The following is a 13,406-nucleotide window of genomic DNA, read 5'->3' on the forward strand; positions in this document are numbered from 1 at the left end:
GGATGGGAATGAAACGGATTTTAATCACGGGGGCTTTAGGTCAAATTGGAACTGAATTAACATTAAAGCTACGAGAGATTTATCGTGGAGATTTTGTCATTGCTACAGATATTCGCAAGAATGATAGTGAGGCAGCACAAAACGGTCCATTTGAAATTCTTGATGTAACTTCATTAAACTCAATAATTGAAATTGCAAAGAAATATAAAGTTGATACGATCATTCATCTTGCAGCATTGTTGTCAGCTAAAGCCGAGGCTAGTCCGTTAAATGCTTGGAATTTAAACATGGGCGGTTTATTGAATGCACTTGAAACCGCAAGGGAAATGAATGCACAATTTTTCACCCCAAGCTCGATCGGGGCATTTGGACCAACGACGCCGAAAACTTTAACACCACAAGATACAGTTATGCGCCCTGCCACAATGTACGGTGTAAATAAAGTGGCCGGTGAACTCCTTTGTGATTACTATCATCGAAAATATGCAGTAGATACTAGAGGTCTCCGATTTCCTGGCTTAATTTCCTATATAGCACCTCCGGGTGGGGGAACTACTGATTATGCAGTCGAAATTTTCTATGAAGCAATCAATAGTAGAAATTATACTTGTTACATTAAAGAAGGAACGTATATGGATATGATGTATATGCCTGATGCTCTTAATGCACTCATTGATTTAATGGAGGCAGATTCATCCAGACTGACTCATCGAAACTCTTTTAACGTAACAGCGATGAGTTTTGCACCTGAACAATTGGCTTTGGAAATTAGGAAGCATATACCTGATTTTGAGATCACTTATAAAGTGGACCCAATCAGGCAAATGATCGCTGATAGCTGGCCAAATTCGATTGATGCTTCAGCTGCGGAAGCTGAATGGGGATTTAAAATAGAATATGATCTTGCAAAAATGACGGTAGATATGATTCAAAAACTTCTCAGAAAGGGCAATAAAAAAGGATAAAAGAGCTATCAAGAATGATAGCTCTTTTATCCTTTTTTTACATATATTAGTTTATCCTTTTTCGTCTTTACATTACCAATTATAGCTGCATATTGAAGACCATTTTGATGGAGATCTTCAATGTACTTTGTGGCTTCATCTGCTGGCAGTGAGACAAGAAGACCGCCTGAAGTAACTGCATCACATAGGATTAGTTGTTCTTCCGCTAGTATATCCTCATAATCCACATCATTTCCAAGCCATTTGTGATTAGACTTTGAGCCTCCAGGTACTACTCCATTCTTTGCCAACTCCAGGGTTCCTTCAAGAACTGGGACGTCTCCGAAAGTTAATTCAAAGCTGACTTCACTTCCGCGGGCCATTTCACTGCCATGCCCAAGAAGTCCAAATCCTGTAATATCTGTAACCGCATGAGGATGGTATTTTCGTAATAGTTCAGCGGCTGTTTTATTTAATAACGCCATAGTTTCAGTAACTATTTGTTCCTGTTCCGAAGAAACAACACATCTTTTTATTCCTGTTGTCATGATGCCAACACCAATCGGTTTTGTTAAAACCAACAGATCATCTGGTTTCGCACCTACGTTTTTCCATATTTTTTCGGGATGAACGATCCCTGTTACAGATAATCCAAATTTTGGTTCCTGGTCATCTACAGAATGTCCCCCTACTGTTAAGGCACCAGCTTCTTTTACCTTGTCAGCAGCGCCGCGGAGAATTTCTGTAAGCATCTCAGGACCTAATTTTTTAATTGGATACCCAACAATATTCATAACGGTTTTCGGGTCACCGCCCATTGCATAAACGTCACTCAAAGCATTTGCTGCAGCAATTTGGCCGAACATATATGGATCATCGACAATTGGTGTAAAATAATCAACCGTCTGGATTAATGCAATGGTATCAGTTATTTGATAAACTCCCGCATCATCAGATGTTTCATTTCCTACAAGTAATTCAGGAACAGATTCCTGTTTCGGTAAACTGCGCAAAACTTGCGCAAGGTCCTCTGGACCAATTTTACAGCCTCAGCCGGCTTTAGTAGACAAGGATGTCAAGCGGATTTTCTCTTGTTCACTCAATATGTCCACCTCCATGAATATAAAGTCATTTTTCCTTTTATTTTCATTATGTATATCTAACAGGAAAAATTAGTTTCAACTTCAATAGTATAACTCTTTCAGAGAAAAAGCGCACTGAAGAAACCATTGAGCAGTGATTTTTTTGGCTTTTTGAGATAAAACGGGGAAAATAAATAAAATGCCCGTAAAAAGGCATTTATTTTTAATTTATATTAATAAAATATGGAAATACTTTTTAATTATTAAGGTAATGTAATAAAGCGATTTTTCCTGTATTCTTTATCTAATTTGGAAATAAATACTTCTAAAATGCCATTATGAAAAGTGGCCATAATTCTATGGCAGTTTACTTGAAAGGGGAATTCAATAGAACGTTTACGATTATTTTGAACCTGATCGACTGAAAAAGCATTCTTTTTTACGGTTATGAATAGTTTCTTGTCCTCCACATAAACCGTAATATCAGACGACCTAAATTCTGGCAGCAACGCTTCAACGATCCATTCTCTATCTGTCTCATAAAGATCGATCCGAAATTGTGTTTGATCAAAGTAGGATGTTAAAGGATCAAGAAAGTAATTTTCCAGCCATTTTTCGATAGCGTCGTTATCGAAGGACTGGTCTTCATTGTTTGTATTCATCATCATTCCCCCCTGCAGGTTTATTTTATTCATCTGTGCAATAATTGTGAGAATGTTATAATAGCTAGGAAAGAAATGAGAAGGAGTTTTGAATAGTGAAAGATTGGCTTCGCAGCATACCAGCTGTCCATGAGCTTCAAAATCATGCTCAGTTCGCAACACTCAGTAAAGAGATGGATATCGATTTCACTGAATTAACAAAACAACTAAAAGATGTAATTGAAAAAATAAGAATTTCAATATTAAATGATTATTGGAATGGGGCAATTCCGGGAACAGAGCAATTTATTTGTGAAATATTTCAGGAAGTAAAGAAAAATGCCGTAAAACAAATGGATTACACGTTAAAAAGAGTTATTAATGCAACAGGAACTATTTTACATACAAATTTAGGAAGAGCTCGATTAAGTGACAAAGCGGTTGCCCATGTGGCAGAAGCAGCACAGAATTATACAAATTTAGAGTACAAGCTTGAAGAAGGTGAACGAGGTTCAAGGCATACGCATGTTGAGACACTAATCAAAGAGCTAACAGGCGCTGAAAGTGCAATGATTGTAAATAATAATGCTGCAGCTGTTTATCTGGTGTTAAGAGCATTAGCAGCTGAAAAAGAAGTAATTGTTTCAAGAGGACAGTTAGTCGAAATTGGCGGTTCCTTCCGAATTTCTTCAATCATGGAAGAGAGCGGAGCTAAACTTGTTGAAGTCGGTACAACCAATAAGACGCATCTGTATGATTATGAACAGGCTATCAATTCGGAAACGGCTATGGTGATGAAGGTCCACACAAGCAATTTTAAAGTAGTTGGATTTACCGAAAGTGTAGAAACGGATGAACTAATAAAATTTACCAGAAGGTTGGAAAATGTTATTTTTTATGAAGACCTTGGAAGTGGTGCTTTATATGATTTTCGCAAACATGGAATTGGAGAAGAGCCAGTTGTCAGAGAAATTATTGAAGCAGGCGTAGATTTAGTTACATTTAGTGGGGACAAGCTTTTAGGGGGACCGCAGGCAGGAATTATTGCAGGAAAAAAGAAGCTCATAGATCGTTTGAAAAAACATCAATTAGCAAGGGTAGTTCGAGTTGACAAAATGACTCTTGCAGCACTCGAAGGTACATTAATTGATTATGTAAGAGGGGACAAAGGTGTTCGAAATATCCCGGTTATCAGGGACCTATTACATTCTGAAGAAGAATTGGAAAAACGCTCTTCCTTTTTTGCATCTAAAATATTAGAAATAACCGATCACTATGAAATCAAAATCATTCATGGCATGAGTCAGGTAGGCGGCGGAACAATGCCAGAAGTCCAGCTTCCAACAGTTTTAATCTCGCTGAAGCACAACCGATTATCTTCGGAACATTTGGCGAAAAAACTTAGGACAGAAAACAAGCCAGCCATTATAGCACGAATACAAAAGGATCAGTATCTTCTTGATTTAAGAACAGTTTCTCTCGATGAAGAGGAACTTCTGTTACAGGCGCTGCTAAAACTGTAAGAAAGAAAAGGTTGACCTTGATTTATTTTGGTCAACCTTTTCTTTCCTACATATCGTGATGTGTATTATGTTTTGCACGGGTATGCTGGCGATTTTTAACCTTATGTGAACCGCTAAGCGGCTCAGGTTGTCCGGATTGTTTTGGAGCATTTTTGCGCATATCTTTACTGGTGTTTTTGTTTGTCATTTAACTTCACCCCTATCTTTAGGATACCTATTGTTCTCCGTTTTATGCTGTATATAAGTTCATCCTTTAGCACACTTTATCGGTATAGGCTTTAAGATAGGAGTGAAAATCATGCAAAAAATGCCTTATCAAAAAAATAAACAGCAAGCATTTCAGGCTGCGCAACAGGGTGTAGAAGAGGCAGAAGAACTATATTATGAAATTGTTCGTGATAGCGCAAGCTACGGACATCAATTGCAACATTTGAAAAATGAAGTAAATGAGGCTTACCAGCAGATTGAAAATGCTCTTGAAGTAGCTTCAGAGCATCAAAAAGTTCAACTAGAGCAGTTTCAGCAAGATCTCCAAAAAATGGTCTCAGAAGTCAATAATTTTGAGCAATGAAATTTAATAACTCAAATGATAAGGCAGGGTAATGATACCCTGCCTTATCATTCTTCCATTAATGATTTTTCTTTCGTTTCTTGTTATTCATTTTTTCCTTTACAGTTAATGGTTCATTAGCAAATTCCTCATTAAAACCAGCGCCTTTACCTTGTCCATTTGCAGCGTTCATGCCGGGAATAACATGATTTGACTTTTTCGCGACACAAGATCACCTCCCACATTGTTAGTTTTTCCCCGCTGGCGAAAAAAAAGACGGACAATCACTTTTTTAACATAATAAATAAATGATAATTAAAATGTTCATTCTAAAGTAATCACGGTAATATTAATGTGTTGTCTAACTTATTTTGAGACATTTTAAACATTACAATAAGAAAAACTTATCAATTGCAATAACTTCTTTTTTATTTACATATAGAATATGTTGTATTAAGATTAGAATTGTGAGAAAAGTATTACAGGATGGGAAAATTCAAATTTTTCGACTTTTCGCCTAATTTTGAAGTATTATGACGAATAAGGGGGTTACATAACATGGTAAAAGTTAAAAATGATGTATTCAAAGCACAATCATCTTTTGATGTAAGCGGTAAACGTTATAACTATTTCCGTTTAGCTGCATTAGAGGAAGCAGGTATTGGAAAGGTTTCAAAATTACCTTATTCCATTAAAGTGTTACTTGAATCTGTATTACGCCAATATGATGGCAGAGTAATTACAAAAGAACATGTTGAAAATTTAGCAAAATGGGGAACAGAACAATTAAAGGAAATCGATGTACCATTTAAACCATCACGTGTTATTCTTCAGGATTTCACTGGTGTACCTGCAGTAGTTGACCTGGCTTCTTTAAGAAAGGCAATGGCTGATTTAGGTGGAGACCCTGACAAAATTAATCCAGAAAAAACAGTGGATCTAGTTATCGACCACTCTGTTCAGGTTGATGCATATGGAACTGCAGATGCCCTAAAACAAAACATGGATCTTGAATTCCAACGTAATGCTGAACGTTATCAGTTCTTGAGCTGGGCTCAAAAATCATTTAATAATTACCGTGCAGTTCCACCTGCAACAGGTATTGTTCACCAAGTAAACCTTGAGTACTTGGCAGATGTTGTACACGTGGCTGAAAATGCAGATGGTGAATTTGAAGCATATCCAGATACATTAGTTGGTACAGATTCTCATACCACTATGATTAACGGTATTGGTGTTCTTGGATGGGGCGTTGGCGGTATAGAAGCAGAAGCAGGTATGCTTGGGCAGCCTTCTTACTTCCCAGTTCCAGAAGTAGTTGGAGTTAAATTAGTAGGTGAACTACCTAACGGTGCAACTGCTACAGACCTTGCGCTAAAAGTAACTCAAGTTCTACGTGGTCAAGGCGTAGTTGGTAAATTTGTTGAATTCTTTGGTCCTGGTGTACCTTCACTTCCATTAGCAGATCGTGCAACAATTGCTAACATGGCTCCAGAATACGGAGCAACTTGTGGATTCTTCCCAGTAGACAGTGAATCAATTGAATACTTACGTCTAACAGGCCGTAATGAAGAGCAAATCAAGGTAGTTGAGCAATATTGCAAAGAAAACGGCTTATTCTTTAATCCAAATGAAGAGCCTGTTTATACTAATGTTGTTGAAATTGACCTTTCTATAATTGAAGCAAATCTTTCTGGTCCTAAACGTCCGCAGGATTTGATTCCACTTTCAAAAATGAAAGAATCATTTGTTAACGCTGTTTCTGCTCCTCAAGGAAACCAAGGATTTGGTTTTAAACCAGAAGAGTTGGAAAAAACAGCAACTATTAACTTTAACAATGGTGATCAAACTGCGATTAAAACTGGTGCAGTTGCAATTGCTTCCATTACAAGCTGCACAAACACATCAAATCCATACGTTTTAGTTGGTGCTGGACTCGTAGCTAAAAAAGCTGTTGAATTAGGTATGGAAGTTCCTAAATATGTAAAAACTTCTTTAGCACCTGGATCTAAAGTTGTAACTGGCTACCTTCGTGATTCGGGGCTACTTCCTTATCTTGAGCAAATCGGCTTTAACCTTGTAGGATATGGTTGTACAACATGTATCGGTAACTCTGGTCCATTAAAAGAAGAAATTGAAAAAACAATTGCTGAAAATGACCTATTAGTAACATCTGTTCTTTCAGGAAACCGTAACTTTGAAGGTCGTATTCATCCGCTTGTAAAAGCAAACTATCTTGCTTCACCTCCATTGGTTGTTGCTTATGCTCTTGCAGGAACTGTTAATGTCGACTTTGCAAATGAGCCAATCGGAAAAGACAAAAATGGCAACGATGTTTTCTTTAACGATATCTGGCCATCCACTGCAGAAGTAAATGAAGTGGTTAAGCGTACAGTAACACCAGAATTATTCCGAAGAGAATATCAGAACGTATTTACTGATAACGAGCGATGGAACGAAATTAAAACAAGTGATGAGCCGCTTTATACTTGGGATGAAAATTCCACTTATATCGCCAATCCTCCATTCTTCGAAGGTCTAAAACCAGACCCTGACGAAGTAAAACCTTTAACAGGACTTCGAGTTGTAGGTAAATTCGGTGATTCTGTAACAACAGACCATATTTCTCCAGCAGGAGCAATTGGTAAAGATACACCAGCGGGCAAATACCTTCGTGAAAAAGGTGTAGAACCTCGTGATTTCAACTCTTATGGTTCTCGTCGCGGAAACCATGAAGTCATGATGCGCGGAACATTTGCAAATATTCGTATCCGTAACCAAATTGCACCAGGCACTGAAGGTGGGTTCACTACTTACTGGCCAACTGGTGAAGTAACATCCATTTTCGATGCTTGCATGAAGTACAAAGAAGACGGTGTTGGCTTAACTGTACTTGCTGGTAAAGATTACGGTATGGGTTCTTCTCGTGACTGGGCTGCAAAAGGAACAAATCTTTTAGGAATTAAAACAGTTATTGCTGAAAGCTTTGAGCGTATTCACCGTTCAAACCTCGTGTTAATGGGTGTTTTACCTCTTCAATTTAAAGACGGTGAAAGTGCTGATACACTCGGCCTAACTGGAAAAGAAACAATTGATGTTCAAGTAGATGAGAATGTAAAACCTCACGACTTATTAAAAGTAACTGCTACTGATGAAAATGGCATTAAGAAAGAATTTGAAGTAGTAGTTCGCTTTGACTCTGAAGTTGAAATTGACTACTATCGCCATGGCGGTATTCTTCAAATGGTTTTACGCGAAAAATTACAAGCATAATAGCAAATTTAAATTTAGGCACCATGAAATTCATGGTGCCTTTTAATATGAAATGAATACATTTTCCTAAAAACAATCTAAAGATTTGTACATATAATATCCCAAAGGGGGGATTTTATATGAATTCGGTTGCTGTTCTATTTCTTGCTGCCATTTTAGCGGGATTTGCCTTAATAAATCTGCCACCGGTTTCTTTTTTAGCAGATCTTCATTCTTTCTTTTTTATTGTTGGAGGATTAGTAATTATTGTATTTTCGTTTGTTATAATTTATATGGCTTTAAAGGCATTATTCCATAAATCATGGCATTAATAATCTGAAAGAGCTGCCATTAAATAAAAAGGTGGCTGCTCTTTTTTTCATATACATAATCATGTTAACAAGATGGTCAAATTGTAATTTGTTTTTTCTGTGTACATTCTTTATTTCTAATAACTAAGTAGTGTAAAATGACAATTAAGGATGCAAATTAGTGATCACTAAAAAGGAGATATAATGAATGGTAAAAAAAGTAATTGCAGCTGTACTATTAATTGCATTGCTTACAGTAGCAATAGTTCAAGTGATGGATAAAAAGGCAGAGGCAAATAAAAAACCAACAGAAACAACAACATCTTCTTCACAAACGAATGGACTACAGATTGGTGGAAAAGCTCCAGATTTTGAATTAAAAACACTTACTGGTGAATCAACAAAGCTTTCAGACTATAAAGGGAAAAAGGTTATGTTAAACTTTTGGGCAACTTGGTGTCCCCCTTGTAAAGCGGAAATGCCTGAAATGGAGCAATTTTACAAGCAGGGAAATAAGGACGTTGTCATCTTGGCAGTTAACATTGATTCGCAAAATGATGTAAAAGGATTTGCTGACAAAAACGGAATAACCTTTCCAATTCTCTTGGATACAGATAATAAAGTAAATGGCACGTATCAAATATTGTCAATTCCTACGACTTATTTCATCGATCGCAATGGCGTTATTCAAAATAAATATACAGGTTCCATGAAATTAGACATGATGAAACAATTTACTGATAGCATTAAATAATGGATATTGGCTTCTGGCCAATATCTTTTTTTGGTAATATAACAAAATCCGATTAAATTTTCAAAAAGTTGTAATAATTGCGAGCGTTTTCGGACATAATTACTGTTAGAATAGTATTTAAGGAAGGTGATATCGATGAGAAAACCCAGAAAACGTTCCTTTGCAGAACTTGTATCTGAAAACAAATCACAACTAATGAAAGATCACGCTGCTATGGAAAAAATCGAACAACGCTTAGAAGAAAAACGCCTTGGTAAAGCAGAGTAACGTTTCCCATGTTTACCATTAATGTTTCTTCTCCTCCAAGGGCAAATTAAGATGGAGGAGGGATGAATAATATGAGTAATCCAAAAAGAAAGTCAAAGTACTTTGTACCAAGTCATATTGGAACACAGTCTCGAGGGTTTGGCGGAAATAAAGGAAAACAAATGCAGGATAAATCAGGAGAACACGCTCAAGTCATTCAAACCAAAGGTGAATAATATATTATAAATTAAAGGCTCACTGCAGGTTTGCAGGCGAGTCTTTTTGTTTTATAAAGGTAAAAAAACACCCATAAATTAATTCCTTCTTAACCGCAATTCTTTGGATAATATGTCACCTCCGAAACAAACTATATCTGTACCTTTTAAAGATTAAGGAGGAAACCGAACATGACCTATCAAAATAAACCAAAACCAGATGACCGTAGTGATAATGTTGAAAAACTTCAAGAAATGATTTGTAACACAATTGAAAACATGGAAGAAGCAGAGGAATCATTGTCTTTTACTGATAGTGAAGAACAGCGTCAAATGATACAAGCTAAAAACGAACGAAGAAGAGAAAGTATAGATGCCTTCCGAGCAGAAGTAAAGGACGAAGCAAGAGCAAGAGAAGACTAATTGAACAACAGCATAGTACAAGGTCTGTATCCGAATAGGACAGGCCTTATTTTATGCAGTTTAAATTGATGAATATCATTTTATCGTTTGTGATGATTATGATAAGATAAAGGAGAAAATTTGATAAAGAAGTGATAACATTGATTCAGCAGCAAAATAGACAAGTAAAGAGACAAGAACAGATTGACCAGTGGGAACAAGAGCTTGCAACAAAAGGATATTTAACTAATGAAAATGAATTAATTTCGGTTATAAATAATGAAAAAGAACCAATGATCATATCTAGATTGTTAACAATTGCTGCATTATCTCGGCTTGGCAAAAATACTCAGGATTCGATTGCAAGAGCATGGCTTGAGAAGTCAGTTGAATTAAATCCTAAAAACGAAAAAGCAATTGAATTTTTAATCCAATCTGAATGGAAGAAGAAAAAAGATTTATTAGATATTCTTACCTTTCCACCCTTAAGGGAAACTGATAATCGAACGGCCAAAAAGAAAGTTGCCGAACAATACATACTAATTTCGCAATCATTTATTGATGATGCAGAAGAGGAATTGGAAGAATTAAAGGAAAAATTATCCTTTGTCTCTGGATTGAATAATTCCGAGTTAATGGAATTGTATGATAAACTTTATAGCCTTCTTTTTGATGCAAAGGAAGAGACCATAAGCCTCTTAAAATCAGCAAAAGAATATGATGATTCGATTGCTGGTATGTTCCATACTGCTACATATTTTCAAGAATTAAAAGCCAATTTGGCAAAAATAGAAGAAATCCAAAGGGACTGGGAAAAGCTTTTCAATGAAGATGAAAAGGAAACAGATCAAGTAGAAGTAAATGCACTAGACCAACTAAACGAAATGATTGGTATGGTTTTGGTGAAAAATCGAGTGAATGATTTTTATCGGTTTTTAAGGTACCAGAAAAAGCGTAAGGACTTAGGGTTTCAAACAAAAGATGCACTAAGCTTGAATATGATTTTAACCGGAAACCCCGGGACTGGGAAAACAACATTGGCAAGGTTGTTGGCTAAAATTTATCATGAACTCGGGGTTCTGCCTCGAGAAGAGGTGATAGAAGCTGACCGTTCTCAATTAGTTGGTGCTTTTGTTGGGCAAACCGAAGAAAACGTCAGGGCTATGGTTGAAAAATCTATAGGTGGAGTGTTGTTTATCGATGAAGCTTATAGTTTAAAACGGGAAGGCCAATCTGGTAATGATTATGGTCAAACGGCGATTGATACACTCGTATCTTTAATGACAAGTAAGGAATATGAGGGGAAATTTGCCGTTATTCTTGCAGGTTATCCTGAAGAAATGCGATCATTTTTAATGGCAAATCCCGGCCTTCGAAGCCGATTTCCACAGTCGAATTTCATTGATCTTCCTGATTACACAAATGAGGAGCTTGTTTTAATAGCCGAAAAAATTGCAGCGGAAAATGATTATATTCTTTCTGAAGGTGCAAAGATTGAACTTGGCCATCGTCTTGAGCGTGAACGCATTGATAATACTTTTGGAAATGCTAGAACGACAAAGAATATTGTCCTGGATGCAATTTTTAAAAAGGGTTCCAATTTAAAAGCAGAAAGTAATAATGTTTTGCAATTAACTTTATTAGAAAATGAGGACTTTTTGGTTGAAAAGACCGAACCAACACAATCTGCTTTTGACACACTAAATCAGTTAATCGGCCTTGATGAATTGAAAGAGGAAATCAAATCCCTTATCTCATTTGTAAAAATGCAGAAATTCAGGAGAAATAATGGTTTTCCTGTTGTTCCAATTCAATTACATGCTGTCTTTACAGGAAATCCTGGAACTGGAAAAACAACTGTCGCTAAAATTTACGCTGAGCTCCTTAAGGAGTGCGGAATTTTAAAACGTGGTCATTTAATTGTTACAAGCAGAGCCGATTTTGTAGCAAGCTACATTGGACAAACAGCTTCCAAAACAAAGAAAAAGATTAAAGAAGCCCTTGGCGGCGTTTTGTTCATTGATGAAGCATATTCACTATTAGGACAATCTGGGGATTACGGAAAAGAAGCAATTGACACATTGGTTGATGAAATGACCAAGCATAATGAAAACTTAGTCGTCATCCTTGCTGGGTACCCATATGAAATGGAAGCACTGCTTCAAAGCAATCCCGGCCTTCAATCTAGATTTAAGAAGTTTTTTCACTTTCCTGATTACAAAACAGAAGAATTGATTACGATCCTTGAATCCTATGTGAATAGTTTCCAGTACCAGTTAACCGATTCAGTGAAAGAGTTTTTACAAAAATCATTAAAAGATACTACCTTTTCTGGTAATGGCAGGTTTGCTATAAACCTTGCAGATGAAATGATCCAAGCTCAAGCAATGCGTTTAATGAATGACGATTCCGAAGAAACCTTACTTGAAAATGTCAGGTATTTTGAAAAAGAAGATGTTGAAAAGGCATTGAAAAAGCAAAGAAATGGGGAATCTTAATGTTGGTGGCTATAAAAGAAATTGAAGTTCGTTATGCAGAAACTGATCAGATGGGAGTTGTTTACCATACAAATTATCTTGTATGGATGGAAATCGGAAGGACAGCATTAATTCAAGAGCTGGGCTTTAATTATGCTGAACTTGAAAAGGCAGGATATATAGCGCCCGTACTTGATATCCAGGCTTCTTATAAAAAGCCTGTTCGTTATGGGGAAAAGGCAATAGTTAAAACTTGGGTTGAAGACTATGATGGAATACGGACTGTATATGGATATGAAATTCTTTCAGAGGATGGAGAAGTGGCTGTTACTGGAATGACCAAACATGTTTGTGTTAAAAAGGATAGTTTTAGACCTGTGCCGTTTAAAAGGATTTCACCTGAATGGCATGAGGCCTATGAAAAGGCTAAGAAGTAGGCAGAGTATGGGAGTGAAGGTTAGTTGGCTTTTGGAATTAAAAGACAAGAACTTTTAGCATGGAAACAAAAAATTGACGAAGGGGAAATTGCTTTTTTGACTCATTATTGGCTGGATGCCCGTTTTCCAGGCTCAAAGACTGTTACAAAGGTAGGCTGTCATGACCTTAAAAGGTTAGCCCAATGGGGAGAAAAATATGGATTAAAGAGAGAATGGATCCATCATCGCCTCGGCGGTTACTCCCACTTTGATTTAATCGGGGATAAGCAAAAGGAAATCTTACAAAAAGAAGGTCTTTTTAATCATATTTGGAAATAAAAAGGAGCTAAAAAAGATAGAGGTGAATACATTTGTTTGATCTTACGGGCAGTGCCTATCAAAAACTCTTAGGGGTTATAAAGAAGGACAAGGTAACAGATGATGAAGATTTATATTTACGGGTTAGTATGGGAATTGGCTGAGGTGGCCCTAAGCTAAATCTGTCTCTGGAAGAGCGGAAATTAAAGAATGACGAAATATATGATTTTCAAGAAGTTAAAATCCTAATCCATGAAAAAGATTTGGTCTATTTT

Annotated in this window: 15 protein-coding genes and 1 pseudogene; 12 read left to right on the top strand and 4 right to left on the bottom strand. The window is 36.6% G+C overall.

Annotated features, from left to right (window positions below):
• The first annotated feature begins 8 nt into the window (after positions 1-8).
• Entirely contained in the window at positions 9-965 is a 957-nt protein-coding gene (locus RCG17_RS27035; protein ID WP_308173087.1) for an L-threonine 3-dehydrogenase, read from the top strand.
• 26 nt (positions 966-991) lie between these two features.
• On the opposite strand, the gene selD is transcribed toward RCG17_RS27035, so the two are convergent.
• Both selD and RCG17_RS27045 read right to left on the bottom strand, forming a co-directional pair.
• Positions 992-2,062 carry a selenide, water dikinase SelD gene (gene selD / locus RCG17_RS27040; protein WP_374120880.1) on the bottom strand — a complete coding sequence of 357 codons (1,071 nt, stop codon included), beginning with the start codon at positions 2,060-2,062 and terminating at the stop codon, positions 992-994.
• Positions 2,063-2,289: 227 nt separating this feature from the next.
• Positions 2,290-2,688, bottom strand: a complete 399-nt coding sequence (locus RCG17_RS27045) for an Hsp20/alpha crystallin family protein (protein ID WP_308173088.1) — start codon at positions 2,686-2,688, stop codon at positions 2,290-2,292.
• A gap of 95 nt (positions 2,689-2,783) precedes the next feature.
• On the opposite strand from RCG17_RS27045, the gene selA reads away from it, so the two are divergent.
• On the top strand, positions 2,784-4,190 hold the full coding sequence (gene selA / locus RCG17_RS27050; protein WP_308173089.1) for an L-seryl-tRNA(Sec) selenium transferase: 1,407 nt from the start codon (positions 2,784-2,786) through the stop codon (positions 4,188-4,190).
• A gap of 46 nt (positions 4,191-4,236) precedes the next feature.
• Here the strand turns inward: selA and RCG17_RS27055 are convergent, their stop codons facing one another.
• A complete protein-coding gene (locus tag RCG17_RS27055; protein WP_308173090.1) occupies positions 4,237-4,377 on the bottom strand; it encodes a small acid-soluble spore protein P in 141 nt (46 codons plus the stop codon).
• Positions 4,378-4,497: 120 nt separating this feature from the next.
• Between RCG17_RS27055 and RCG17_RS27060 the strand changes: the two genes are divergently transcribed.
• On the top strand, positions 4,498-4,761 hold the full coding sequence (locus tag RCG17_RS27060) for a hypothetical protein (RefSeq protein WP_308175978.1): 264 nt from the start codon (positions 4,498-4,500) through the stop codon (positions 4,759-4,761).
• Positions 4,762-4,819: 58 nt separating this feature from the next.
• Here RCG17_RS27060 and sspO read toward each other — a convergent pair.
• Positions 4,820-4,960, bottom strand: a pseudogene (gene sspO / locus RCG17_RS27065) (small acid-soluble spore protein O); the annotation flags it as partial.
• 338 nt (positions 4,961-5,298) lie between these two features.
• Here sspO and acnA point away from each other — a divergent pair.
• From acnA to RCG17_RS27110, 9 genes are all read left to right on the top strand, one after another.
• Positions 5,299-8,013 carry an aconitate hydratase AcnA gene (gene acnA / locus RCG17_RS27070; RefSeq protein WP_308173091.1) on the top strand — a complete coding sequence of 905 codons (2,715 nt, stop codon included), beginning with the start codon at positions 5,299-5,301 and terminating at the stop codon, positions 8,011-8,013.
• A gap of 119 nt (positions 8,014-8,132) precedes the next feature.
• Positions 8,133-8,324 carry a hypothetical protein gene (locus RCG17_RS27075; RefSeq protein WP_308173092.1) on the top strand — a complete coding sequence of 64 codons (192 nt, stop codon included), beginning with the start codon at positions 8,133-8,135 and terminating at the stop codon, positions 8,322-8,324.
• A gap of 187 nt (positions 8,325-8,511) precedes the next feature.
• Positions 8,512-9,057, top strand: a complete 546-nt coding sequence (locus tag RCG17_RS27080) for a peroxiredoxin family protein (RefSeq protein WP_308173093.1) — start codon at positions 8,512-8,514, stop codon at positions 9,055-9,057.
• Positions 9,058-9,192: 135 nt separating this feature from the next.
• Positions 9,193-9,324 carry an FbpB family small basic protein gene (locus tag RCG17_RS27085; protein ID WP_308173094.1) on the top strand — a complete coding sequence of 44 codons (132 nt, stop codon included), beginning with the start codon at positions 9,193-9,195 and terminating at the stop codon, positions 9,322-9,324.
• A gap of 71 nt (positions 9,325-9,395) precedes the next feature.
• Entirely contained in the window at positions 9,396-9,539 is a 144-nt protein-coding gene (locus RCG17_RS27090) for an acid-soluble spore protein N (protein ID WP_308173095.1), read from the top strand.
• 171 nt (positions 9,540-9,710) lie between these two features.
• Positions 9,711-9,941, top strand: coding sequence for a small acid-soluble spore protein Tlp (tlp, locus tag RCG17_RS27095; RefSeq protein ID WP_308173096.1), 231 nt, complete (start codon positions 9,711-9,713; stop codon positions 9,939-9,941).
• A 131-nt stretch (positions 9,942-10,072) separates the two neighbouring features.
• Positions 10,073-12,418, top strand: a complete 2,346-nt coding sequence (locus RCG17_RS27100; RefSeq protein WP_308173097.1) for an AAA family ATPase — start codon at positions 10,073-10,075, stop codon at positions 12,416-12,418.
• Positions 12,418-12,834: an acyl-CoA thioesterase gene (locus tag RCG17_RS27105; protein WP_308173098.1), complete on the top strand. Its 417-nt coding sequence runs from the start codon at positions 12,418-12,420 to the stop codon at positions 12,832-12,834. The genes RCG17_RS27100 and RCG17_RS27105 overlap by 1 nt, the downstream gene beginning before the upstream one ends.
• A 24-nt stretch (positions 12,835-12,858) precedes the next feature.
• Entirely contained in the window at positions 12,859-13,152 is a 294-nt protein-coding gene (locus tag RCG17_RS27110; RefSeq protein WP_308173099.1) for a hypothetical protein, read from the top strand.
• Positions 13,153-13,406 lie beyond the last annotated feature (254 nt).

Origin of the sequence: Neobacillus sp. PS3-12, from assembly GCF_030915385.1 — a bacterium.
Lineage (GTDB): Bacteria > Bacillota > Bacilli > Bacillales > Cytobacillaceae > JAEVLT01.

Coding starts and splice junctions, on each gene's coding strand:
- tlp (WP_308173096.1), top strand. CDS start 9,711: ATGACCTATCAAAATAAACCAAAACCAGATGACCGTAGTGATAATGTT.
- RCG17_RS27075 (WP_308173092.1), top strand. CDS start 8,133: ATGAATTCGGTTGCTGTTCTATTTCTTGCTGCCATTTTAGCGGGATTT.
- acnA (WP_308173091.1), top strand. CDS start 5,299: ATGGTAAAAGTTAAAAATGATGTATTCAAAGCACAATCATCTTTTGAT.
- RCG17_RS27080 (WP_308173093.1), top strand. CDS start 8,512: ATGGTAAAAAAAGTAATTGCAGCTGTACTATTAATTGCATTGCTTACA.
- RCG17_RS27045 (WP_308173088.1), bottom strand. CDS start 2,688: ATGAATACAAACAATGAAGACCAGTCCTTCGATAACGACGCTATCGAA.
- RCG17_RS27090 (WP_308173095.1), top strand. CDS start 9,396: ATGAGTAATCCAAAAAGAAAGTCAAAGTACTTTGTACCAAGTCATATT.
- RCG17_RS27035 (WP_308173087.1), top strand. CDS start 9: ATGAAACGGATTTTAATCACGGGGGCTTTAGGTCAAATTGGAACTGAA.
- RCG17_RS27085 (WP_308173094.1), top strand. CDS start 9,193: ATGAGAAAACCCAGAAAACGTTCCTTTGCAGAACTTGTATCTGAAAAC.
- RCG17_RS27055 (WP_308173090.1), bottom strand. CDS start 4,377: ATGACAAACAAAAACACCAGTAAAGATATGCGCAAAAATGCTCCAAAA.
- RCG17_RS27060 (WP_308175978.1), top strand. CDS start 4,498: ATGCCTTATCAAAAAAATAAACAGCAAGCATTTCAGGCTGCGCAACAG.
- RCG17_RS27105 (WP_308173098.1), top strand. CDS start 12,418: ATGTTGGTGGCTATAAAAGAAATTGAAGTTCGTTATGCAGAAACTGAT.